This window comes from Allomuricauda sp. M10 (assembly GCF_020782875.1).
Taxonomy (GTDB): Bacteria; Bacteroidota; Bacteroidia; order Flavobacteriales; family Flavobacteriaceae; genus Flagellimonas.
On record NZ_JAJGBN010000001.1, the window covers coordinates 578722 to 604909 of the forward strand.

21 protein-coding genes are annotated in these 26188 nt (G+C 43.3%); 20 read left to right on the plus strand and 1 reads right to left on the minus strand.

Annotated features, from left to right (window positions below; genetic code table 11):
• The first annotated feature begins 23 nt into the window (after positions 1–23).
• The 19 genes from LKX84_RS02705 to trxB all read left to right on the plus strand — a co-directional run bounded on the left by LKX84_RS02705 (position 24) and on the right by trxB (position 22260).
• Complete coding sequence (locus tag LKX84_RS02705) at positions 24–1358, plus strand: glucoamylase family protein (RefSeq protein WP_228235577.1); 1335 nt, start codon at positions 24–26, stop codon at positions 1356–1358.
• A 1-nt stretch (position 1359) separates the two neighbouring features.
• Positions 1360–2148, plus strand: coding sequence for a prolyl oligopeptidase family serine peptidase (locus LKX84_RS02710; RefSeq protein ID WP_228235578.1), 789 nt, complete (start codon positions 1360–1362; stop codon positions 2146–2148).
• A 3-nt stretch (positions 2149–2151) separates the two neighbouring features.
• Positions 2152–3921, plus strand: coding sequence for a discoidin domain-containing protein (locus LKX84_RS02715; protein WP_228235579.1), 1770 nt, complete (start codon positions 2152–2154; stop codon positions 3919–3921).
• Between the two features lie 24 nt (positions 3922–3945).
• On the plus strand, positions 3946–6213 hold the full coding sequence (gene bglX / locus LKX84_RS02720; protein WP_228235580.1) for a beta-glucosidase BglX: 2268 nt from the start codon (positions 3946–3948) through the stop codon (positions 6211–6213).
• 53 nt (positions 6214–6266) lie between these two features.
• Positions 6267–7892, plus strand: coding sequence for a sulfatase (locus tag LKX84_RS02725; RefSeq protein ID WP_228235581.1), 1626 nt, complete (start codon positions 6267–6269; stop codon positions 7890–7892).
• Positions 7889–8731 (plus strand): endonuclease/exonuclease/phosphatase family protein, encoded by an 843-nt coding sequence (locus tag LKX84_RS02730; RefSeq protein WP_228235582.1) that lies wholly within the window; start codon positions 7889–7891, stop codon positions 8729–8731. Before LKX84_RS02725 ends, LKX84_RS02730 begins: the two co-directional genes overlap by 4 nt.
• A gap of 125 nt (positions 8732–8856) precedes the next feature.
• Positions 8857–9615 (plus strand): hypothetical protein, encoded by a 759-nt coding sequence (locus LKX84_RS02735; protein WP_228235583.1) that lies wholly within the window; start codon positions 8857–8859, stop codon positions 9613–9615.
• Between the two features lie 27 nt (positions 9616–9642).
• Positions 9643–10542: a helix-turn-helix domain-containing protein gene (locus LKX84_RS02740; RefSeq protein WP_228235584.1), complete on the plus strand. Its 900-nt coding sequence runs from the start codon at positions 9643–9645 to the stop codon at positions 10540–10542.
• A gap of 123 nt (positions 10543–10665) precedes the next feature.
• Positions 10666–11649, plus strand: coding sequence for an aldo/keto reductase (locus tag LKX84_RS02745; RefSeq protein WP_228235585.1), 984 nt, complete (start codon positions 10666–10668; stop codon positions 11647–11649).
• Positions 11650–11744: 95 nt separating this feature from the next.
• Entirely contained in the window at positions 11745–12200 is a 456-nt protein-coding gene (locus LKX84_RS02750; RefSeq protein ID WP_163635286.1) for a (2Fe-2S)-binding protein, read from the plus strand.
• Between the two features lie 27 nt (positions 12201–12227).
• Positions 12228–14432 (plus strand): xanthine dehydrogenase family protein molybdopterin-binding subunit, encoded by a 2205-nt coding sequence (locus LKX84_RS02755; RefSeq protein WP_228235586.1) that lies wholly within the window; start codon positions 12228–12230, stop codon positions 14430–14432.
• Positions 14433–14904: 472 nt separating this feature from the next.
• Positions 14905–16359 (plus strand): arginine decarboxylase, encoded by a 1455-nt coding sequence (locus LKX84_RS02760; RefSeq protein ID WP_228235587.1) that lies wholly within the window; start codon positions 14905–14907, stop codon positions 16357–16359.
• 78 nt (positions 16360–16437) lie between these two features.
• Positions 16438–17412 carry a deoxyhypusine synthase family protein gene (locus LKX84_RS02765; protein WP_228235588.1) on the plus strand — a complete coding sequence of 325 codons (975 nt, stop codon included), beginning with the start codon at positions 16438–16440 and terminating at the stop codon, positions 17410–17412.
• Positions 17412–17729, plus strand: a complete 318-nt coding sequence (locus LKX84_RS02770; RefSeq protein ID WP_228235589.1) for a hypothetical protein — start codon at positions 17412–17414, stop codon at positions 17727–17729. Before LKX84_RS02765 ends, LKX84_RS02770 begins: the two co-directional genes overlap by 1 nt.
• 23 nt (positions 17730–17752) lie before the next feature.
• Positions 17753–18205: an NUDIX hydrolase gene (locus LKX84_RS02775; protein ID WP_228235590.1), complete on the plus strand. Its 453-nt coding sequence runs from the start codon at positions 17753–17755 to the stop codon at positions 18203–18205.
• Positions 18171–18584 (plus strand): VOC family protein, encoded by a 414-nt coding sequence (locus LKX84_RS02780; RefSeq protein WP_228235591.1) that lies wholly within the window; start codon positions 18171–18173, stop codon positions 18582–18584. Before LKX84_RS02775 ends, LKX84_RS02780 begins: the two co-directional genes overlap by 35 nt.
• Before the next feature lie 3 nt (positions 18585–18587).
• The gene (locus LKX84_RS02785; protein WP_228235592.1) at positions 18588–19376 is read left to right on the plus strand and encodes an RMD1 family protein; all 789 of its coding nucleotides are present in this window, start codon (positions 18588–18590) and stop codon (positions 19374–19376) included.
• Between the two features lie 12 nt (positions 19377–19388).
• Positions 19389–20759, plus strand: coding sequence for a 30S ribosomal protein S6--L-glutamate ligase (gene rimK, locus LKX84_RS02790; RefSeq protein WP_228235593.1), 1371 nt, complete (start codon positions 19389–19391; stop codon positions 20757–20759).
• Between the two features lie 532 nt (positions 20760–21291).
• Entirely contained in the window at positions 21292–22260 is a 969-nt protein-coding gene (gene trxB, locus LKX84_RS02795; RefSeq protein WP_228235594.1) for a thioredoxin-disulfide reductase, read from the plus strand.
• 64 nt (positions 22261–22324) lie between these two features.
• Here the strand turns inward: trxB and LKX84_RS02800 are convergent, their stop codons facing one another.
• Entirely contained in the window at positions 22325–22768 is a 444-nt protein-coding gene (locus LKX84_RS02800; protein WP_228235595.1) for a hypothetical protein, read from the minus strand.
• Between the two features lie 295 nt (positions 22769–23063).
• Between LKX84_RS02800 and LKX84_RS02805 the strand changes: the two genes are divergently transcribed.
• On the plus strand, positions 23064–26186 hold the full coding sequence (locus LKX84_RS02805; protein WP_228235596.1) for a SusC/RagA family TonB-linked outer membrane protein: 3123 nt from the start codon (positions 23064–23066) through the stop codon (positions 26184–26186).
• The last annotated feature ends 2 nt before the right edge of the window (positions 26187–26188 follow it).

The following is a 26188-nucleotide window of genomic DNA, read 5'->3' on the forward strand; positions in this document are numbered from 1 at the left end:
CTTTATACCTGTCAACCTTGCTCATGCTATTTATAGCATGCGGTGGGGGAGACGATTATACCTATATTCCCACAACACCGACAATTCCAGATGATGGGTCCAATGAGGAGCCTACCATTAGTGATAGCGATTTGATGGACTTGGTCCAGGAGGAAACCTTTAAATACTTCTGGGATTTTGCCGAAACCAATTCGAGAGGTGCAAAGGAAAGATACCATCCTAATGATCCTGGGCTGAATGCCGAGGTGGTAACATCCGGCGGAACAGGTTTTGGTCTCATGGCCATTTTGGTGGGTATTGAACGTGGATTCATTACCCGAAGTCAAGCTGTGGAAAGATTGACCACGCTTCTGGATTTTTTGGAAAATGCTGATCGCTTTCATGGAGCATGGTCCCATTGGATCAATGGCTCAACCGGGGCGGTTATCCCATTTAGTGGTATGGATAACGGTGGGGACCTAGTGGAAACTGCATTTCTGACTCAAGGATTGATCTGTGTAAAGGAATATTTCAAAAATGGTTCCGATGCAGAAAAAGCATTGGCCCAACAGGCCGATGATCTTTGGAAAGGGGTAGAGTGGAACTGGTACACTCAAAACCAAAACGTATTGTATTGGCATTGGAGCCCAAATTTTGGGTTCGACATCAACCTACAACTAAAAGGCTATAACGAGGTGTTGATAACCTATATTTTGGCAGCAGCATCACCCGATTTCAGTATTGAAAAGCCAGTATACACCAATGGTTGGGCATCTGGTGGAGGGATTAAATCTGCCAATACTCAATATGGTTTTCCCCTTTTGGTGAAACATAACGGAAATGAACAATTTGGAGGACCTCTATTCTGGGCCCATTACTCTTATTTAGGCCTTAATCCCAAGACTCTTTCAGATGATTATGTGGATTATTGGGATGTGAATGTGAACCATTCAAAGATCAACTACACCTATTGCGTAACCAATCCAAAAGGATTTGAAGATTATGGGGAAGATTGCTGGGGATTGACAGCCAGCTACACACGGAACAATGATGGAGGAATTGGGTATAACGCCCATAGTCCGGCCAATGACACTGGGGTGATTTCTCCAACAGCCGCTATTAGTTCCATTCCGTATACACCTCAGGAATCTTTGAAGGCAATGCATTATTTTTATAAGAACAAGGATAAGCTCTTAGGTCCGGCCGGATTTTACGATGCCTTCAGTCCGGAATATAATTATTGGGTTGCCGAAGCCTATTTGGCTATCGACCAAGGACCACAGATCATTATGATCGAAAATTACCGATCTGGTTTACTTTGGAGCTTGTTCATGGGCAACGAAGATGTAAAAGCAGGACTAACAAAACTCGGATTTTGATATGAAGAACAACCTATTATTTTCACTGGTAGTATTGGTTTATGCCTTTGGAAATGCCCAATGGCAATCCAAGTATGAAGAAAAAATGTTGATACAAGGGAATGATACTTTAAGGTATCGCATCATGTATCCCAAAAATTTCCAGGAAACGGAAAAATACCCGGTCATTTTGTTTTTGCATGGTGCTGGGGAAAGAGGTAATGACAACCAAAGTCAACTGGTTCACGGAGGGAAATTGTTCGCAACGGATTACCTTCAAGAAAGATATCCGGCCATTGTCATTTTTCCACAATGTCCTAAAGAAAGTTATTGGTCCAATGTGGATGTAGATCGCAGCACCTATCCTATCCATCTAAAATTCAAATACGACCAAGGACCGACTACACCTTTAAAAATGGTAATGGATTTGTTGGACAGTACCATTCAACAACCCTATTCCGATGACAATCAAATTTATTTGATGGGACTTTCCATGGGTGGTATGGGTACTTTTGAATTGTTGAGCAGAAAGCCGGATACATTTGCTGCCGCCATCCCCATATGTGGGGGAGGTGACCCCAATTCAGTTTCGGTTTATGCCAAGAATACGCCATTGTGGGTATTTCATGGGGCACAGGACAATGTGGTAAACCCATTGCAGTCCATGGAGATGGTTTCTGCCTTGTTGAAGGCCGGGGTTTATCCAAAATTCACGGTTTACGATTTTGCCAATCACAATAGTTGGGATCCAGCGTTCGCAGAACCCGACTTTTTACCTTGGCTATTTTCACATAAAAAACAAAATCAATAAGCCATGGGGTCAAGAACACTTTTGATTTTAATTTTTGCTGTGTTTTTGACCATGTCGCCATCACTGGTTGAAGCACAACAGCAAACCTATTGTAATCCCATCAACATAGATTATGGGTACACGCCAATTCCTAATTTGGCCACTCATGGGAAGCACCGGGCCACCGCAGATCCTGTCATTGTAACCTTCAAGGGGAAGTACTACTTATTCTCTACCAACCAATGGGGGTATTGGTATAGTGATGATATGTACGATTGGAACTTTGTTCCACGAAAATTTTTGAGGGAACGCAACGTAACCTATGATGAACTTTGTGCCCCTGCAGCTTTTGTAATGAAAGATGAGCTGTACTTGATCGGGTCAACCCACGGACCTGCTTTTTCCATGTGGAAAAGCAAAGATCCTACCACGGATAATTGGGAAATCGCTGTGGATTCACTTAAGGCTGGCGCATGGGACCCTGGATTTTTATATGAAGATGATACTGACAAACTTTACATGTATTGGGGGTCCAGTAACGTATTCCCCATTTTGGGAACCGAAATCAATACCAAGACCATGCAATCTGAAGGGTATGTAAAGCCCTTGATTTCCTTAGTGCCTGAAGATCATGGCTGGGAACGTTTTGGGGAGTATAACGACAATACTTTTTTGCAACCTTTTATGGAAGGGGCTTGGGTGACCAAACACAACGGCAAGTACTATTTGCAATACGGAGGTCCGGGAACGGAATTCAGCGGCTATGCCGATGGGGTTTATGTCAGTGATATGCCCTTGGATCGGTTCGAATATCAATCCCATAACCCTTTTGCCTACAAACCTGGCGGTTTTGCAAGGGGGGCAGGTCATGGGGCAACCTATCAGGATACCTATGGAAACTGGTGGCATGTGTCTACCATCATTTTGAACCAAAAGAACAATTTTGAACGCCGCATTGGTATCTGGCCAGCCGGCTTTGATCAAGATGATGTCATGTACTGCAATACCGCTTATGGCGATTACCCAACCTATCTTCCTCAGGAAAATGCAGATCACATTCAAGGACTCTTCACGGGTTGGATGGTGCTGAACTATAACAAACCCGTCCAAACTTCTTCAACTTTGGGAGGTTATACATCCAATTATGCAGTGGATGAGGACATGAAGACCTACTGGAGTGCCAAAACGGGAAACAAAGGGGAATGGTTCCAAACCGATCTGGGTGATGTTTCCAGTATCAATGCCATCCAGATCAATTATGCGGACCAAGATGTGGATTTCATGGGAAAATCATCCGGCGTTTCGCATCAATATAAGATTTACAGTTCCCTCGACGGTAAAAAATGGACCGTATTGCTCGATAAAAGCAAGAACCAAACCGATGTCCCCCACGACTACATCGAACTAAAAAATCCTGCCAAGGCACGGTTCCTGAAAATGGAAAACATCAAAATGCCAACAGGAAAGTTTGCTTTGAGTGGCTTTAGGGTCTTTGGTAAGGGAGCTGGTGAAAAACCAAACCCTGTTGAAGATTTCATCGTGCTGCGAACCGATCCCAAAAAATTTGGCGAACGCAGAAATTCATGGCTGCGCTGGAAACAAAACGATTTGGCCGATGGGTACGTCATTTATTTCGGAAAGTCTCCGGATAAGCTGTACGGCAATATCATGGTCTATGGGAAAAACGAATATTACTTTTCCGGTATGGACCGAACGGATGCCTATTATTTTCAGATAGAAGCATTTAATAACAATGGAATTTCAGAACGGACGCCCATTCTGAAATCAGAATAATCACGACTACAAAACAACCTGATCATGTACTATAAAAAATTACTTTTCGCCCTCTTGGCGGTCACTTTGGGTACCGCCAAGGCCCAACAAAGGATACCCGAGGTTGAGGCTCTCTTGCAAAAAATGACCTTGGAAGAAAAAATAGGTCAGTTGAACCTCCTAACCCCTGGCGGAGGAGTGGCCACCGGTGAGGTGGTGAGCAAAAATGTGGAAGCCAAGATAAAGGCTGGTGAAGTAGGTGGACTTTTTGGGGTAACCGGCCCGGACAAGGTAAGGGTGGCCCAAGAATTGGCGGTTAAAAATAGCCGATTGGGGATTCCATTGCTTATCGGTTCCGATGTCATCCACGGCTACAAGACCACGTATCCGATACCTTTGGGATTGGCATCTAGCTGGGATATGGATTTGGTACGACAAGCGGCTCAAATGGCAGCAAAGGAGGCCACTGCAGATGGTATCAATTGGAACTTTTCGCCCATGGTGGATATTGCACGTGACCCGCGTTGGGGAAGGATTGCCGAAGGTGCCGGAGAGGACCCTTATTTGGGTTCCAGGATTGCCGAAGCATCCATAAAAGGATATCAAGGCGATGATTTGGCCGCGGCCCATACCGTGTTGGCCTGTGTGAAGCATTTCGCCCTATATGGTGCAGCGGAAGCAGGAAGGGATTATCATTCCGTAGACATGAGCAAGATCAAGATGTTCAATCAATACTTGCCCCCTTACAAAGCGGCTGTGGATGCAGGTGTGGCCAGCGTGATGAGCTCTTTTAACGATGTGGATGGAATTCCTGCCACGGGAAATAAATGGTTGTTGACCGATTTACTTCGAGATAAATGGGGTTTCAATGGATTTGTGGTGTCCGACTACACCTCGCTCAACGAAATGATTCCTCATGGTTTAGGTGATTTGCAAGCGGTTTCTGCATTGGCTCTGAATGCAGGTTTGGATATGGATATGGTTGGCGAAGGTTTCCTCACCACCTTGAAAAAATCCTTGGAAGAAGGCAAGGTAACTGAAGAAGCGATCACCACCGCCTGCCGAAGAATTTTGGAGGCCAAATACGTTTCTGGGCTTTTCGATGACCCTTATCGTTATTTGGATAGCAAACGTCCGGCAAAGGATATTTTGACCAAGGAAAACAGGGCATTGGCTCGTACTTTGGCGGCCCATTCCTTTGTGCTGTTGAAAAATGAAAATCAAATTTTACCCCTTCAAAAGAATACCAAGATTGCCTTGGTAGGTCCATTGGCCGATAGCCGAAATAATATGCTCGGAACCTGGGCTCCAACAGGTGATGTGAGTTTAGCCGTAACCATATTGGAAGGGTTCAAAAATGTGGCTCCAAATGCAACCATTCAATATGCTAAAGGGGCCAATATTTCTGACGACCCTGTATTTGCTGAACATGTGAACGTATTCGGTCCAAGGATAGAAATTGATAAGCGTTCTCCAGAAATGATGGTGGCCGAAGCAGTGGCATTGGCCAAAAACTCCGATGTGGTTGTGGCCGTTGTGGGAGAGGCTACGGAAATGACAGGGGAAGCGGCAAGCCGAACCGATATTTCCATTCCTGAAAGCCAGAAAATATTGATCCGTGCCTTGGTTGCGACCGGAAAACCTGTTGCCTTGGTGTTGATGAGCGGTCGCCCTTTGACAATTCCCGATGAATTGGGATTGCCAGTGGCCATTCTGCAAGTTTGGCACCCAGGAGTAGAGGCTGGTAATGCCATCGCCGATGTGGTTTTTGGGGATTACAATCCATCCGGGAAATTAACGGTGACCTGGCCAAGAAATGTGGGGCAAATCCCCATCTATTACAGCGCCAAGAATACAGGTAGACCAGCTCCTGAAAGCGATGAGTTTCAAAAGTTCAGGTCCAATTATTTGGATTCCCCCAACTCCCCTTTATTGCCTTTTGGATATGGATTGAGCTATACAAACTTTGAATATTCCAATCTAAAATTAGACAAAACAACTATCGGGCAGGGAGAATCGATTTCTGCAACAGTTACGGTGATCAATACAGGGAATTTTGAAGGGGAAGAAGTGGTGCAACTCTATTTGAAGGATGAGGTACGAAGCATTACCCCTCCAAAACGTGAACTGAAAGGTTTCCAAAAGGTATTGTTGAAAAAAGGGGAGAGCAAGGAAGTGACCATCACTTTGTCTCCGGACGATTTGAAATTTTACAACAGTCAATTGGATTTTGTGTCTGAGCCAGGAGCGTTTCAAATTTTTGTGGGAACCAACTCCGATGCCCAACTTTCACAATCCTTCGAATTAAAATAATGAAGAAAAAGTTCCTTTTGGAACTTTTTTCATATCAACCAAATCCTAGAAAAATGAATTGGATAAGAACCATACTGCTGCTAGTGTTGATTTCAGCCTGTAAGCAACGGGAAAAACCAAAGGAAGAGGTGGTAGCTGGTCCACCAAACATCATTTTCATCATGTCCGATGACCATGCCTTTCAGGCTATCAGTGCGTATGGACATGAATTGGGAAAATTGGCCCCTACGCCCAACATAGATCGCATTGCAAAAAATGGTACCCTTTTCAGGAATAATTTCTGTACCAATTCTTTATGCGGGCCCAGCAGGGCGGTGATCCTAACGGGAAAATTGAGCCACGTCAACGGTTTTCGCATGAACGGGGAACGGTTTGATGGCAACCAACCAACCTTGCCCAAATATTTGAAAGAACTGGGCTATCAAACAGGGATTATAGGGAAATGGCATTTGCATGGTGCACCCACAGGATTTGACTATTGGGATATTCTGAACGATCAGGGAAATTATTACAATCCCGAATTCATTTCCGGAGGAGATACCACAATTGTTGAAGGCTATGCCACGGATTTGATCACCGATAAAAGTCTGGATTGGTTGCGACACAGAGACAGTACCCAACCTTTTTATTTGATGGTGCATCATAAGGCACCACATAGGAATTGGATGCCGGCTTTGCGTCATTTGAACGCCTATGATACGGTTACCTTTCCATTGCCGGAAACATATTTCCCAGAGTTTGTGAACCAACAGGCGGCTTCGGAACAATTGCAAACCATTTATACGGACATGTACGAAGGGCACGATTTAAGAATGAGCAAAGGCCCAGGAAGTACTGAATTGGCCCAAAATCCGTGGACTATTGATTTTGATCGAATGACACCCGAGCAGCGTAAAATTTGGGACGAAGCTTATTTGTCCAAAAACAATGCCTTTTGGGAAGCCAACCTGCATGGCAAGGAACTGGCCGAATGGAAAGGACAAAGGTTCCTTCAAGAATATTTGGCTACCATAAAGGCTGTGGATGAGGGAGTTGGTAGGATTTTGGACTATTTGGAAAAAACAGGGTTGGATAAGAACACCTTGGTGGTGTACACTTCGGACCAAGGATTTTATCTGGGAGAACACGGCTGGTTCGACAAGAGGTTTATGTATGAGGAATCCATGAAAATGCCCTTGTTGATGCAGTTGCCGGGGGTTATCAAACCGGGAACGGAGATCGATGCTATGGTACAGAATTTGGATTTTGCCCCTACTTTCTTGGATTTGGCAGGCGGGACCCAATATGCATCGGAAATGCAAGGTCAATCCTTTATACATGTATTGGATGGAACCCAACACGATTTCAAGAATGCCGTGTATTACCACTATTATGATTTTCCGGCATTCCACATGGTGAAAAAGCAATATGGGGTACGAACAGATCGCTATAAACTCATTCATTTTTATGATGACATTGATGCATGGGAGTTCTATGACCTTCAAAAGGATCCCCACGAGGTACACAATGCCATAAATGATGAAGAATATAAAGATATCATAACCTCCATGCACCAAAAATTGGATAGCTTGCAAGCTGTTTACAAAGTGACCGAAAAGGAATTTGAGACCACTCCAAAGGAAAAAGTCGATAAATCCTATGAGGTTTTTAAAAAATTGAGAGGAACACCTATCCAATGAAAAAATATTTAATTGCCCTATTTCTTTTTGTGTTGATGGTCGACACTTATGCCCAGACCATTGATGTGATCACCTATAATATCCGTTATGACAATCCCAATGATAAACCGAACAACTGGGATAACCGAAAGGAATTTCTGATTTCCCAACTGCAATTTTATGCCCCAGATGTTTTTGGGACCCAAGAGGGGTTGGTGCATCAACTAAAGGATATTGATCAAGGGCTTGAAGACTACTCCTATGTTGGTATTGGGCGTGATCACGGTGATGACCGTGGCGAGTTTTCGGCTCTTTTCTACAACACTAAGAAAATCAACCTGTTGGAGCAAGCCACTTTTTGGCTGTCCGAAACCCCGGATGTGCCATCCAAAGGATGGGATGCGGCCTTGCCTCGAATCTGCACGTACGGACTTTTTGAAAACAAAGCTGATGGAAGCAAGTTCATGGTCTTTAACACACATTTTGACCATGTGGGGGTAATGGCAAGGGCAGAAAGCTCTAAACTCATCCTGAAGAAAATGAACGAGTTGAACCCTGATGGTTTGCCTGTGATTTTAACCGGGGATTTCAATTTGGAAAGCGACAGTTCTGGGGTGCAAGTGATTTTGGGAGAAATGACGGATACCCATGTGGCTGCCGGTAAAAATGCCTTTGGCCCCGATGGCACTTTCAATGGATTTGAGTTCAATAAACCTGTGGAACGAAGGATCGACTACATTTTTGTTTCTCCTAACACTATTGAGGTGCTAAAAAGTGCCATTTTAAGCGATTCGAAGGACTGTAGATACCCATCTGATCATCTACCTGTATTTGCTAAGGTGAAGTTTGTAAATCCCTAAGCACTTTCAGAAGAAACCTTAAAATTATAGTTGTTTGAATTTTGTAGGTTTCGATTTGATATTCGTTATTTTCTGCCTGATTGGGAGTTTACATTTGCCGTGTAAATCCTAAATGCCAGTCAGTTATGAAGAATTTATGGCTTGCCAATTGTTTCTGGGCAATTTTTTTTCTTGTGGCCCTTCAAGGGGTCAACGCGCAACAAGTAAATGAAGCCAAACCTTTTTTGGATGATTTTCGTGGAACGGTCAGTGTGACCCATAACGGTATTTCCCTGATACCATCCTTTTCATTGGGCGATCCTGCAGCGCTATTCGATTTAAAATTCACAAAAGGACGGTTTAGCTTTGAGCCCGATATGCGTTTTGCTCTTGAGGGAAAACCCTGGTCCTTTTTATTCTGGTTCCGGTATAAGGCGGTTCAGCATGAAAAATTTTCCTTGCGATTGGGCGTGCATCCTGCTCTAAATTTCAGGACGATTTCCATTAATAGAAATGGAGCGGATGAGGATATCCTGGAATCCCGACGTTTTTTGGCGAGTGAAATTGCGCCTAGCTATCAGATTGGGAAAAATGTAGGTGTGGGGCTTTACTACTTGTATTCATATGGTCTGGACAATAGCGCAAAGAACAACCATTTTATAGTGGCCAGTATTTCCTTTTCCAAAATCAATTTAACGGAACAATTCCACCTTTCGTTTTCACCACAAGCCTATTATCTAAAACAGGATGATATTGATGGCTTTTACGCGGTGGCCTTTTTTACCTTGTCCAAGGAAGGATTTCCCCTCTCGGTTTCATCTATCCTCAATAAGGCAATAGATACCAGGATCCAGCCCGAAAAGGATTTTACCTGGAATGTGTCCTTGAACTATAGGATACGGTAGACGATTTAATTTTTGTACCTTTTAATCATGCAAGCAGTGGAAAGTTTAGAAGATTTTTATAAGCGCAAATTTGATTGGATTCCCGACAATCTCAAAAATGAGATCGGTCACTTTAACATATTCAAATTGGAACCTTTTACAGGCAAAAATGCAAGGCCAGTTCCCTATAAAAGGAGGGATTTTTACAAAGTAATGTTAGTGTTGGGAGGCGGGCGTGTGCATTATGCGGACCGAATCATTGAGGTGAAAAAACAAGCGCTTTCTTTCTCAAATCCGCAAATTCCCTACAAATGGGAACATACAGAGGATATTTCGGGAGGGGTATACTGTATTTTCGACAGACACTTTTTCAAAGACTTCGGCTCGGTGAACGATTATTCCGTTTTCCAACCGCAAGGTGAACACATTTTTGAATTGTCGGATGACCAGGTCAAGGTGGTGGAAGGAGTGTATTCCAAAATGTTGAAGGAAATCCAATCGGACTATACCCATAAATACGACGTGCTTCGGAATTTAGTGTTCGAGTTGGTTCATTTTGCGATGAAGATGCAGCCGGCCACTTATTTTGAAAAGCAGGAAATGAACGCTTCGCAGCGCATTTCTACCATGTTCATGGAGTTGTTGGAGCGGCAGTTTCCAATTGATGAGGACCATCGACAAATTGAGTTACGATCTGCTTCGGATTTTGCGGACCAACTCAATGTGCATGTCAACCACTTGAACCGGGCCGTGAAGGAAAACATGCAAAAAACCACTACGGAGATTATCACAGAGCGATTATTGAAAGAGTCAAAGATATTGCTTCGACATAGCGATTGGGACATTGCAGAGATCGCCTATTCTTTAGACTTCAAGGAAGCTACCCATTTCAGCAATTTCTTTAAAAAACACGCAAAGCTGAGTCCGACCCAATTTAGAAGAGCATGATTCCACTTATTGTTTGAATTTCATAAGCATCGGTTTGAAAAGGGTATGTTATTGAGGTAAGAATGTTTGAATTTTACTTCAATAAAAAGAACACAGTTATTTTCAAAATAAAATAGGAGCATTATGAAAAAAAGAATTTTGGGCAATCAGTTGGAGGTTTCGGCCTTGGGATTGGGGTGTATGGGGATGAGCTTTGGATACGGTCCGGCCAAAGATACCACGGAGATGATTACATTGATTCATCATGCAGTTGAGCTTGGGGTGACCTTTTTTGACACCGCTGAGGTATACGGGCCCTTCACCAATGAATTATTGGTCGGTGAAGCGTTGGAACCCTATAAAAATGACGTGGTGATCGCTACCAAATTTGGTTTCAATATTCAGGATGGGAAAATGATCGGGGTCAACAGTCGTCCGGAAAACATCCGTAAAGTGGCCCAAGAATCCTTGAAAAGATTGCGGGTAGAGGTTTTGGATTTGTTTTATCAGCATCGTGTGGACCCAAACGTGCCTATTGAAGAGGTGGCAGGCACCGTTAAAGACCTGATCAGAGAAGGAAAAGTGAAGCATTTTGGCCTATCGGAAGCAGGGGCAACGACCATAAGGAAAGCCCATGCTGAACAACCTATAACCGCCTTGCAAAGCGAATATTCCCTATGGACACGAAAGCATGAAGCTGAAATAATTCCAACCATTGAAGAACTGGGCATCGGTCTGGTAGCCTATAGTCCATTGGGTAAAGGATATTTAACCGGAAAAATTGATGAGAAGACCCAGTTTGCCGAAGGCGATATTAGAAATGTATTGCCCCGCTACACAGAAGAGGCAAGGGTGGCCAACAAGGAACTTTTGGATATGATCAATGGATTTGCCATGCAAAAAGAAGCGACTCCTGCGCAAATTGCCTTGGCTTGGGTTATGGCCCAAAAACCATGGATCGTTCCCATTCCGGGTACCACCAAAACCCATCGATTAGACGAGAATCTTGGTGCGGTAAAGATTGAGTTTTCCAAATCTGAACTTCAGGCCATGGAACAGGCATCGGCCAAAATCCAAATATTGGGTGACCGGTACACGGAACAAATGGAGCGTTCAACAGGGCTTTGAGAATCCTTAAAAAAATGTTAATTATTTTTAGGATGCCGACTTGAAATAAAAGCTTTTTAAAATAAATCCATAACTTCAAGGGAATTTTTGATATCATGGCACTATTTACACTAAACATCAACGGAAAGAAACAAGAGGTGGATGTGGATCCAACCACGCCAATGCTCTGGGTTTTAAGGGACCATTTGAATTTGGTCGGAACAAAATATGGTTGTGGGATCGCGCAATGCGGTGCATGTACCATCCATTTGGAAGGCACTGCAACACGCGCCTGTATGCTTCCTGTTTCGGCAGTGGGCAACCAGGCCATAACCACCATTGAAGGCTTGTCTGAAAATGGAGATCATCCTGTTCAAAAAGCATGGTTGGAAGTGGATGTTCCCCAATGTGGATACTGTCAGGCCGGTCAGATTATGACCGCAGCGGCATTCTTGGAAAAAAATCCAAATCCAACGGAGGAAGAAATCGAGATGGCCATGAACGGCAACATCTGCAGATGTGGAACCTATCTACGTATTAGGAAAGCCGTAAAAATGGCAGCCAATTCATAATCCAACTCACCTGAAAACCTAGAAAACATGACACTCGTTAAAACAAAAATAGGAAGACGTGCCTTTATCAGAAACACCGGGCTTGCCGGTGGAGGACTGGTATTGGGTTTCAATTGGCTGGCCTCTTGTAAAATGACACCTGAACAGGTGAGCAGTTTGCCCAAGGAATGGTTTAACCTGAACGGTTTCCTCAAAGTAGGGGATAACGGGTTGGTAACCATCATGTCGCCTAATCCAGAGATTGGACAAAACGTAAAAACGGCAATGCCCATGATCATTGCTGAAGAGTTGGACGTGGCCTGGAAAGATGTCATCGTGGAACAGGCACCGTTGAACACCGATATATTTACCCGCCAGTTGGCCGGTGGTAGCCAGTCCATCCGTCAAGGGTGGGAGAGCCTTCGCATGGCGGGGGCCACGGCAAGGCATATGTTGAAGGAAGCTGCGGCCAAAGCTTGGGAGGTTCCTGCTGGTGAGATTACCACCAAGGAAGGCCAGTTGATGCATGAGGCCAGTGGTAAATCTGCAGGTTATGGTGAAATGGCATCGGCCGCCACTGCCATTGAAGTACCGGAAGAAGTGGAACTAAAGGATATCAATACCTTCAGTATCATCGGGACCGATAAGAAAAATGTGGACGGACCTAAAATTGTTACAGGTCAACCCTTATACGGTTTGGATATTCAAAGGGAAGGGATGCTCACCGCCATGATCGTGCATCCCCCCGCATTTGGGATGAAGTATAAAAGCATGAACGCCGAATCGGTGAAATCCATGCCTGGTATCAAAGATGTGTTCCATTTTGAAGTGTATCCTGAAACAGTAGAAAAACAGTGGTCCGATGGTGGGGGAATCCCTGAATTGGTGGCCATTGTAGGTAATAGTACTTGGGAGTGCATGCAGGCCAAGAAAGCCCTTCAAATAGAATGGGAGGAGGTCTTAAAATTGGAGAGTACTGCTTACCATGATGAAGCATTGGCCGCCCTTATGGATAAGCCCACAGAGCAACCCGCCAGAAAGGATGGGGATGTGGAAGCTGCTTTTAAAAAAGCGGCCAAAATTGTGGAAAGTACCTATTCCGCGCCATATCTGGCACACAATACCATGGAACCCATGAACTTTTTCGCGCATGTTACGTCTGAAAAAGCGGAACTGCTGGGCCCTATCCAAACTCCTGAATTTTTGGAAAGAACCTTGGTGTCCCGATTGGGAATGCCAGCGGAGAAAATTGATATCATGATGACCCGTATGGGAGGTGGCTTTGGTCGTCGTCTCTATGGAGCTTTTGCAGTAGAAGCCGCGGCCATATCCCAAAAAATGAACGCACCGATCAAATTGGTGTATTCCAGGGAAGATGACATGACCCAAGGAACGTACCGACCATCGTACAGGGTAAAATACAAAGCAGGTTTGGATGAAAACGGAAATTTGATCGCTTGGCATGTACGGGGTGCTGGTACCAATGATGATCTTGTTTTTGAACATCGATTCCCAGCAGGTGCTGTGGACAATTACCTTGCGGAAAAACACGAATTGGCCACCAATGTGACCACAGGAGCGTGGCGTGCACCTAGCTCCAACTTCATTGCTGGTGCTGAACAGGCTTTTATGGATGAGGTAGCAGAGGCTTCAGGTAAAGATCCAATCGAGTTCAGATTGGAGTTGTTCGATCGTGCCATCAACAATCCAGTTGGGGATCCTAAACAGAACGATTATGATCCCGAACGTTATGCTGGGGTATTGAAACTCGTCAAGGAAAAATCCAATTGGAACGGTACGGGCAATGGTAAAGCAAGAGGGGTATCGGCCTATTTCTGTCATGATTCCTATGTGGCCCAGGTATTGGATCTGGAAGAAGGAAGTGGAACCCCAAGAGTAGGTAAGGTATGGTGTGCTGTGGATTGCGGAATCGTTATCAACCCATTGAGTGCCAAAAACCAAGTGGAAGGCGGTATTGTGGACGGTATAGGACATGCTACTTTTAGTGCCATGACCTTTACTGATGGGAAGCCGAACCAAAGCAATTTTGATACCTACAGGTTGATTAGAAATACAGAGGCACCCAAGGAAGTGGAAACCTTCTTTGTGGATAATGGAATCGACCCAACAGGATTGGGAGAACCTTCTTTGCCACCTATTGTGGGAGCCTTGGCAAATGCCTTGTACAAAGCAACCGGGAGAAGACATTACAGCCAACCTTTCATCAACGATAGGCCACCTTTAGTGGGATAGAAAACAGGATTTCTACATAAAACTTGGGAATATTTCCGTTAGCAGTCGTATCTTTAGGGGATAAGGCTATGTTCAATAGCGACGTTCTTGGATTTTCGTGTATGTAAATTATTGAATTACAGCAATTTAATGTTGAAAATTATTTTTCGGCAAAAAAGTTGCGGTGTCTGTTTTTTGTTTATGTTTGATCCATGAATGGGTCCTTAATTTTTGGACGCATTTGCCTATTAGCGTTGAAATTTTTTTTCATGTTCGGGCTTTTGGGAAAAAGGAAGTCGATCCCCCAAGCCGTCTTAGGGATAAGACACCGAATCTTAGGGCTGACTTCCGAAAAACACTCCTTAATCCGTGATATTTCACGGACCCCTAACTTTGTTCCATACACCGTTTTTGAATTTCGTATCTGAGAACCAGTCATTGTTCTGGCTTTTAATGTTTTATTGTATCAATTAATCCTCAATACGAAATTAGAATGAAAACGAAATATATCGATTTGATCGAACAGACCTATGATTTTCCCCAAGAAGAATTTCAGTTGGAAGACAACAAACTGCAATTCCACGGCATAGATCTTTACGGTTTGATCCAACAATATGGTACCCCACTCAAGTTCACTTATTTGCCTAAAATTTCGGATAACATCCAAAGGGCCAAAAAGTGGTTCAAGAGTGCTATGAAAAAGCACAAATATGCGGGAACCTATCATTATTGCTATTGTACCAAAAGCTCCCATTTTGAGCACGTACTGAACGAAGCCCTGAAAAATGACATCCATATTGAAACCTCTTCGGCTTTCGATATCGATATTGTGCAGCATTTGATGAAAGCCGGTAAAATTGCCAAGAATACCTATGTGATCTGTAATGGTTTCAAAAGGGATCAGTACATCCAGAACATTGCTGGGTTGATCAACAATGGCCATAAGAACTGTATTCCGATTATTGATAATTATGAGGAAATAGAACTTTTGAGCGATGCGATTGAGGATAACTTTAAAGTGGGTATCAGGATCGCATCCGAAGAAGAGCCAAAATTTGAGTTCTATACATCTCGTTTAGGGATTGGGTATAAGAACATTGTGCCTTTTTACAATCAGTCCATCAAAACCAACAATAAAGTGGAGTTGAAGATGCTTCACTTCTTTATCAATACAGGTATCAGGGACACGGCCTACTATTGGAACGAACTTTTGAAATGTCTTAAGGTATACATCAGCCTAAAAAGGGTATGTCCCACTTTGGATAGTTTGAACATTGGTGGTGGATTCCCCATCAAGAATTCCTTGGCTTTCGAATATGATTATGAGTATATGGTGGATGAGATCATCCATCAGATCAAGCAAGCTTGTGATGAAGCTGGGGTAGATGTGCCCAATATCTTTACCGAATTCGGAAGTTTCACTGTTGGGGAAAGTGGTGGTACCATTTATGAGGTATTGTATCAAAAGCAACAGAACGACAGGGAAAAATGGAATATGATCAATTCATCTTTCATTACCACCATGCCTGACTCTTGGGCGATTAGCAAAAGGTTCATTACCCTTTCTATCAACCGTTGGAACGATGAGTATGAACGTGTACTACTGGGCGGATTGACTTGCGATAGTGACGATTATTACAATTCTGAACAGCACATGAACGCCATCTATCTTCCAAAATACCGGAGAGATAGGCCACTTTATATCGGATTTTTCAATACTGGGGCCTACCAAGAGACCATTGGTGGTTTCGGTGGGTTGCAGCACTGCTTGATTCCGCACCCCAAGCACGTTCTTATCGATAAGGACGAAGAAGGAAATATGCAGACATCGGTGTTCGCAGAACAACAGACGGCGCAACAATTCCTATCCATTTTAGGGTATGGAACCAAAAAAGAATCGGGTTCATTGGTGAAGTCCAAAGCCTTGCCAGTGCTAAGCAAAAATTAAAGAAATTAAATAAGAATGAACATAGGGTGGAGGATGAAAATGAATTTTGAGATGATCCAAACCCGATAAACAATTACAATGAGCAATAAAGGAGCAATATCACAATTTATTCAGAAGTATTATTTGCATTTTAATGCAGCCGCCTTGGTGGATGCCGCCAAAGGTTATGAAGATCAGTTGAACCAAGGTTCCAAAATGTTGGTATCCTTGGCCGGTGCCATGAGTACCGCGGAACTAGGAAAGATCTTTGCCGAAATTATTAGAACCGATAAGGTACACATCGTGTCCTGTACCGGTGCCAACTTGGAAGAGGATTTGATGAACCTCGTGGCGCATTCGCATTACAAAAGGGTTCCCAATTATAGGGATTTGACCCCCAAAGAAGAATGGGACCTTTTGGAGCAGGGTCTCAATCGTGTGACCGATACCTGTATCCCTGAAGAAGAGGCTTTTAGGAGACTACAAAAGCACATTTATCAGATTTGGAAAGATGCAGAGGACAAAGGAGAGCGTTATTTTCCGCATGAGTTCATGTACAAATTGTTGCTTTCCGGAGTTTTGGAGCAATATTATGAGATAGATATCAAAGATTCTTGGATGTATGCCGCAGCCCAGAAGAACCTGCCCATTGTGGTTCCAGGTTGGGAAGACAGCACCATGGGTAACATTTTTGCCAGCTATGTGATTAAAGGTGAATTGAAGGCAAGCACTATGAAATCCGGTATTGAATACATGGCCTTTTTGGCCGATTGGTACCAGAAAAACTCGGAGAAAGGAATAGGTTTCTTCCAGATTGGTGGAGGTATTGCTGGGGATTTCCCTATTTGTGTGGTGCCCATGTTGTACCAAGATTTGGAGCAGACCGAAACCCCTTTCTGGAGCTATTTCTGTCAGATCAGTGATTCAACAACCAGTTATGGATCCTATTCCGGAGCCGTACCAAATGAAAAGATCACTTGGGGTAAGTTGGATATAGACACCCCTAAATTTATTGTAGAATCAGACGCTACCATTGTGGCGCCTCTGATTTTTGCCTACCTTTTGGATATGTAATGATGAGGAATAGACAAACGGTAGCTTTAAAGCGGGTAATCGTGGATTACAAAAAGTTGGACAATCATATCCTCAACCTTTTGGTGGAGAAATATCCCGAAGGATATGACGACGCCGATATCGTGACGTACCGCAATGCCAATAATGAAGTGGTGGAATGTATTGAGGTACGTACCGAGGACACTGCTTATTTGGTTCGCGTGAGCAAGCGATTGGTAATGGCGATGGAGGATTATGACGAATCGGAAAATATTTCTGACAACGATGAAGAAACATCATTGGACACAGATGGTTTGGAGGACTCCGATGAGGAGTAAAACAAAAATCAAAAGGGCCCATTATGAAAAAAATAATCAAATCTCGGCTTATTGCCGTTCACAAGGACAAAGTCCTGGTGCTGAAAAAAGTGGCCCGACCGCTTAGGTATACTTTGCCAGGCGGGGTTAAGAAGAAAAAGGAGACGGAATCCGAAACCTTGATAAGGGAAGTTGCGGAAGAAGTAAAACTGAAGCTTACGGATAAGCAATTGCAGTTTTATCTCTCCCATATTAAAAAGGGCAAGTTCCAAACAGTGCTGAAAAACTATTATGTGGTACAGTTAAAGCCAAATCCGATAAAGGTGAAGGAAAAGCACAAATTTGAAGAGGCTTTGTGGTTGGAGTGGAAGGAAGCCTTGCCTTTTATGGACAAAATGGATCGAATGGCCGTAAGGTCATATTTCAAAAGTTTGGGTAGAAAATTAAACAAACAAAATTCAGATGGATACAAAGTTCCACCTCGCCTTGCCATGTAAGGATATTGCAGAAACAAGGACTTTTTATTTGGATGTGATCAAAGCGGGTCTGGGTAGACAGGCAGAGCACTGGCTGGACATCGACCTCTTTGGTAACCAATTGACCTTTACCCAATCGGGGAGTTTCAATTTCGATTTCAAGAACTACCGTTTGGAAGATTATATTTTACCGTCCTTCCATTTTGGGGTAATCGTATCCGTGGAGGCATGGGGCGAACTGTATTCCAGATTGTTCCAGATGGATCTTGAGATTACTACGGAAACCACCTTCATGCAGGATAAGATCGGGGAGCATCTGTCTTTCTTCGTACAGGATCCCAACGGATATATGGTGGAATTCAAAAGCTTTAAAGAGCCCAAGGATATTTTTGCAACGTAGAACATGGATTCAAAAGCCATAGCCTTACATGTAGCCGAGAGCATCGATATAGCTGGTTGCCGACGGGCCATTGATAAGGATCTTTTGTATGGCGATAGGGATGAATTGTTCTATTCGGATGGGGAGTCTGGCTACCTGTATATTTTCAAGTATGGGATTGTTTCCTACTATGGATTGCCCGATACCACCGTTTCCGAAATTTTTGCTGATATCCAACCCTTTTGTGTAGAATGGCGCCGGTCAGAACTTACAGAGGAAATCGAGATTGAATGGGTTTCCAGCGAACAGGCCTCCAGAGTGACCAACAACAAGATTTTGTTGCCTGAATCCAATGTGGAAGGGATTCGCTTTGCCTTGTTGCACCTATCACAATCGGTAGCGTTGGATTATTTTGAAGGATTGTCCGATCAGATCATGAACGAAACCCGATTGCATACCAACTATTTGGAACACAATGGGAAATTGGACTTGGGCGGGAAAAAACTGAAGAAATACATTGCAAGGGTTTTGAACATCAACAACCAGATTTCCGAAAACCTCTATATTTTTGATTCCCCTGAAGTAGCTTGGGAAGATGAGTATTTGGATAAACTGGACAAAAACCTGAAACAAATATTCGATCTAAAGGAACGATACCGAACGATAAAGGAACAGGGCTATATCATCAAAGAAAATTTAAGCCTTTTTAAAGACATCATGGATCATCGGGAAAGTAGTAGATTGGAGTGGATCATTATTATACTGATCTTGGTGGAGGTCGTAGATCTTTTCATCATGAGAATAATCAATTAACATCAATTTGTTTTGAAAGAAAATAACGTATTGGGCAGTGAGGAATGGTGCCGATTTGAGGAGTTGGGAATACCGGCCATTAAGGCAAGGGTAGATTCCGGGGCGAAAACTTCGTCCATCCAGGCCAACAAGATCAAAATTTTCACCAAAGGCTTGGAAGAATGGGTTCGTTTTGAAGTGAATCCCTTGCAAGACAACAGGAGCATTTCCATTTTATGTCAAGCTAAATTGGTAGATGTCAGGAGTGTGAAAAGCTCCCAGGGGATTTCTGAAGAAAGACCCGTCATCAAGACACCAGTGAAAATTGGCAATACCGTTTTTGAAATTGAGCTTACCCTTGCCAATCGTGATACGATGGAATATAGGATGTTGCTTGGTCGCGAAGCCTTGAATGGAAGGTATTTGGTGGATCCTTCCAAAAGTTTTAATCTAGGAGAAATTTCCGATGACGATTTGTCCCATAAATACCGTCCTTATCAATCCGATAAAACCGGACTTAGCATAGGGCTTTTGGCCAGTAATCCTGAATTGTACAGTAACAAAAGGATTATTGAAGCCGGTGAAATGCGTGGCCATAAGGTGGTTTTTTTGAACGTGGAGAACGTTTACATGAAGCTTGATGCCACATCCCCAGAGATCAGATATCGTGGTGGGAATATATTGGATAAATTCGATGCGGTTATCCCAAGGATTAAACCATCTGTTACTTTTTACGGTTGTGCGCTACTTAGGCAGTTCGATACTTTAGGGGTTTATTGCTTGAACTCGGCAGATTCCATCAGTAAGTCAAGGGACAAACTGTTTGCCTCCCAATTGTTTTCCAAGCATGATATTCACATCCCTATAACTGGTTTTGCCAAATCACCGATGGATACCAAGGATTTGATCCGTATGGTAAACGGGGCGCCTTTGATCATCAAGTTATTGGAAAGTACACAAGGCAAAGGAGTTGTATTGGCTGAAACGAACAAAGCCGCGGAGAGTGTGATCAATGCGTTTAAGAGTGTGCAGACCAACATTTTGGTGCAGGAGTTCATCAAAGAAGCCAACGGCCAGGACATTCGTTGTTTTGTGGTCAACGGCAAGGTGGTGGCCTCCATGCAACGCCAGGCGCAAAAAGGGGAGTTCAGGGCCAATATTCACCAAGGTGGAGCCGCATCCCTTATAAAAATTACTTCGGAAGAGCGCAAACTGGCCATCAAATCGGCCAAAGTACTGAATTTGGACGTGGCCGGGGTGGACATCATCCGTTCCAATCGTGGACCCCTTTTGTTGGAGGTGAACTCATCCCCAGGCCTGGAAGGGATAGAAAACACCACGGGCATGGATATTGCCAATGTCATGATCGAGACCATTGAAAGAAAGTTGAAGTACAGTCAATAGAACATGAATTTTTGACTAACTTATTTTTAGTCAGTCAATTGCATTTTTAGCAATTAATTTCCTACACAGTCTACTCTTTTTAGGCTTATAAATTCAAAAGGGGCATCCGTTAAAGCAGATGCCCCTTTTGTTAATTCATGCCTTTCCATATCTAATGGCCATAGTATGTTTGTTCCAGTTAACGCAAAGCCTCCTAAAAATAGGACGGGGTATTTGTAGGGAACATAAGTTCTTTTGCCCCCAAATCTTATCATGAACGAGGTTTACGTTGCGCCAATGGGGGTTTTTGAGGTTGAGCCCCCTTGGTTGCAACGTTTTTTAAGATCAAATGTATGTTTCCCATAAATTTGACCTACTTTATTTGAAAAGGAGCTATGGAAATGGCTCCTTTTGTTTTTCTTTCCTTTGGATTCCCATTGATGTTATTCACGGAAATTGTTCACATCTTTTAAGAAATCGTGGAACCGCCCTACTGTAAGTTTTTGCACAAAAAACCTACTTTTGTAAGATAATGATTTGAGGAATTTTTGTTATGTCAGAACAAGTTGAAAGAATAAAAACATTGATTATCGGGTCCGGACCAGCTGGGTACACGGCTGCTATATATGCTTCAAGGGCAGACTTGAAACCCGTGATGTATACCGGTTTGGAACCAGGTGGGCAATTGACTACCACTACCGAGGTGGATAACTTTCCCGGTTACCCCGAAGGAATTGATGGCCCGACCATGATGATGCAATTACAACAACAAGCGGAACGCTTCGGTACCGACGTAAGGATCGGGATGGTGACCGCAGTTGATTTTAGTGATGAAGTTGGCGGTTTGCACAAGATTACTGTAGACGATTCAAAATTGATAGAGGCTGAAACGGTCATTATTTCTACTGGTGCCTCTGCCAAATATTTGAACATTCCAAGTGAGCAGCGTTTGCGTGGCGGCGGTGTTTCTGCATGTGCCGTGTGTGATGGATTTTTTTACAGAGGTCAGGAAGTGGCCATCGTTGGGGCTGGGGATACCGCTGCCGAGGAGGCCTCCTATTTGGCGAATATCTGTAAAAAAGTGACCATGTTGGTTCGCAAAGACCATATGAGGGCTTCCAAAGCCATGCAGCATAGGGTAAATAGTATTGCCAATATTGAGGTGAAGTATAATTCGGAAGTGGACGAAGTATTGGGCGACCAAGTAGTTGAAGGACTTAGAATTGTGAACAATGAGACTGGCGAGAAAGAAGAGATCGCCATTACAGGTTTGTTCATTGCTATTGGACACAAACCCAACACCGATATATTCAAAGGTCAGTTGGACTTGGATGAAACCGGTTACATCATCACCCAGGCCAAATCCACCAAAACCAATAAACCTGGGGTATTTGCCAGTGGCGATGCACAGGATAAAATCTACAGGCAAGCTGTTACGGCAGCCGGCACGGGATGTATGGCGGCATTGGATGCCGAAAGATACTTGGCTGCAGTGGAAAGTAAGGAAATGATAGCGTCCTAAAATTTTTAGGAAAACAAATTAAAAAAGGCACTGAATTTCAGTGCCTTTTTTGTGGAATGCTAACTCAATCAATCCGTCTGTAGTTTTCTGAAAAAGTTCGGTTGCCATCGGCATCTACCGAAATCTGGCTAAAGGTATCCTCATTCAAGATCAGCTCGAATGTGAAATTCCTCATGGTGTCCAACGCTTTCATCATTTCATCATCACCATATTCAATGACCTCGATCAATTGGTCATCTGTAATGCGATAGGATCCATAACCAAATCGGCCATTGGGGTCGTCAGGAACATAACGGGTCCACATGATTTTTTCCTTGGAATACATTTTAACCTGTCTGTACCCATCAGATTTAGGCATGGTGTCCGTTACATTCTCCCCATCATAATTATAAAAACTTTGGAGTTCCCAAGTTCCCTCAATTGACGGACTGGTAACCTCGTGCCCCTTAAAGCTTCCGGCCATTAAGAACACAACAAAACATGCAATAAGTAAAATTGATTTTTTCATACCGTATGACTTAATGGTGATTAAAGATTATACAAAAGATAACAAAAAATTATGATAAAATTAAATTTAAAACCTTAAAAAATTAGCAGATACTCAATCGAGGTTTTTGGGATAATTATTGTTGAAGTTTAAGTAACATAATAATGGAAATGTCATTTTCAACAGATCGGTGAAGTGGTTGAGGAAAATGTTGAAAACTGTATAAATTTTTATGAAATAAACATTTGTGACTCAAAATGTTTGATTTCTAAATTTTTTTGAACAAATTTCAGGGTTATTAACACAAAATTAAGTAATGAGAAACATTTTTTTGACATTCGTTGCAGTGTTTTCTTGTATTACAGCCTTTGGTCAGACCATTACAGGGACCGTATCCGATGTATCGGGTACTCCTTTGCCTGGTGTGACCATTGTAGTCAGTGGTACAAACAATGGTACAACAACCGATTTTGATGGTAATTATACCATCAACGCCTCAAATGGGCAAGTGCTGAGATTTTCCTATTTAGGAATGCAGACAAAAGACATTACCGTAGGTTTTGCAACCACCATCAATGTGGTGTTGGAAGAAGATTCCACCCAACTTGATGAAGTAGTGGTAACTGCCTTTGGTGTGGAGCAGAAGCAGAAATCACTTGGATATTCTGTGACCAAGGTAAACACCGAAGACCTAAACCTTGCAGGTCAGGCTAACCCAATCGAGAGCCTTCAGGGTAGGGTGGCCGGAGTACAGATCAACCGTTCATCGGGTACCTCTGGAGGTGGTGTGGATATATTGATTCGGGGTGTAACCTCGGTTAATCCAAACCGAAGCAACCAACCCTTGATTATTGTGGATGGTCTGGCCTTGAACAACGATACCTTTGCGGGTGAGGTTAGACCAAGCTCTGGATCAAACTCTCCAAGTAGTTCGGAGCAATTTGCCTTTTCCAATAGGGCAATGGACTTGAACCCCGAGGATATTGAGAGCTTCAACGTGTTGAAAGGTGCTGCGGCCACTGCATTGTATGGTGTAAGGGCATCCAATGGCGCCATCGTCATTACTACCAAAAAAGGAAAGCAAGGGAAGGCCAAGATCAATTTAACGGCCTCCACCACCTTTAGGGATGTTAAAACTACTCCCGATCTGCAAACTAAATACCGTGAGGGATTTGCTGGAGCTCCAAGAACCTTGTACGATCCTACTTCCGAAACCGGATTCAACCGCGTTCAAAACTCTACTTCATTTTATTCTTGGGGTCCGGAGTATGCGTTGGATTCCTATGACTTGGGTGGTGGTAACATAGTGGACCTTTCAGATGATAGGTTCTACAGCCCGTATGATATCTTTAGAACTGGCTTCAACACGCAATTGAACCTGGGCCTTAGTGGAGCAAGCGATAGGTTGAATTACTATTTCTCTATGGGGAACAATAGCGAGCAAGGGGTACTGCCCAATACCGATTACAAAAAGACCAACTTTAGGTTAAAAGCCGGTTACAAGGTAACGGACAATTTCACTGTGGATGGGTCGGTAGCCTTCACCAATTCTGGAGGAAAAAGGGCCAACGGTGGTGATAAATCAGTGATGAGTGCCCTGTATTATTTCTCAGGAACTTTCCCAATAAACGATTATAAAAATGCCGATGGTAGTGAAAGGGATTATTCCTTTGGAATCATAGATAACCCTCGTTATCTGCTGGAAACCAGTAATCTTGAGGATGATGTAAACCGTTGGATCGGAAATACGACCCTAACTTGGTCGCCCAAAGACTGGGTAACGGTTACTTATGCTGCTCAAATAGACAATTATTCTGATTCTAGGAACCGATACATGGGGCCGGATTTGGACGGTGGATCACAAGTGGGTGGATTTGTTTTGGAACAGAACATCAATTTTACCGGCTTGGAGTCCAATTTCTTGGTGGCATTGAACAAGGATTGGTCAGAGGATTTTACGACAGATTTGACCTTGGGGCACCAATTGTCAGATTCCAAAAGAACTTATCTTGAAGCAAGGGGTGAAGGGTTGAACGTGCCAGGTATCAATGAAATTGGTAACACCACCAACTATTTCATCAACAAGGATATCGTGCAGTTGAGGAACGTGGGTGTTTTCGGCGAACTGAAAATGGGTTATAAGGACAAATTGTTCCTCTCCATCACGGGAAGAAACGACTGGGTGTCAACCTTGCCAAAGGAAAATAGATCGTTCTTTTACCCATCGGTGAGTTTGGCCTATGATGTATCTGATCTGTTTGGTGACAATGACATCTTTACATTTGGAAAACTTAGGGCTTCTTGGGCCGAAGTAGGAAAAGGACCTGGGTTCGGGGATGTTGGTCAATACTTTTTAGTCGATGGGGATTTTCCATTCGGTGGAGTGGGAGGATATCGCAGAAGTACGCTTTTGGGTGACATGAACATTGTGCCAGAAAAGAACCAATCCACGGAATTTGGTGCGGACCTTAGATTCTTGAACGATCGCATCCGCCTGGATTATGCCTACTACAATACCAGGGTGAAAGACCAAATTTTTACCGTAGGTACCGCTTATTCTTCAGGACTTTCCGGAATTACCAGGAATGCAGGTGATTTTGAGGTGTTCGGACATGAATTTTTGTTGAGCGCGGACATTATCAGAAACCAGGATTTTAGATGGGAAGTGATTCTAAACTGGTCCACCAGTGAAGGTAACGTCTTGGAAATTCCAGATGATATTGAGGCAGTTGTTTTTGCCGACTCAGGATTTACAGGGATAACATCCGAAGTTCGTGCTGGGGACAAGATGGGTAATCTATACGGTTACAAATGGGTATACGAAAATGGGGAACGCTATATTGATGCCAATGGTCTGCCTGTCATTAATTTGGATGAAAGAGTAGTTGTTGGAAATGCATTCCCGGATTTTATTTCATCCATCGGTAGTAACTTCCATTATAAGGGCATTGGTCTTAACTTCTTGTTGGAATGGAAAAAAGGAGGTGATCTTTATGATGCAGGTATCCGTAATGCCATACGTAACGGAACGCCTCAAAGTACTATTGAAAGGTATACGGATATAGTTTTGGATGGTGTAATGGACGATGGTAGCGGAGGTTTTGTGCCAAACACCACATCTTTCTTTATTGATGAAAACTATTATAGGAATTCCAATGTGTACAACCGTGCAGCCGAAGTTTTGGTGCAGGATGCCTCTTGGGTAAAACTTAGGAATATTTCCCTTTCCTATGATTTGCCTTCCAAGATCATCAAAGACTTGAGCTTGGAAAAAGTGAGTATCTCGGCAAGTGCCAACAATATTCTTATTTGGACCCCTTACGAAGGTTATGACCCAGAGGGTAACCAATACAGTGCGGGAAGTAACGTGTATGGGTTTACCGGATTGAACATTCCGTTGGCTAGAAGCTATTCCTTTGGATTGAACATTGCATTTTAAAA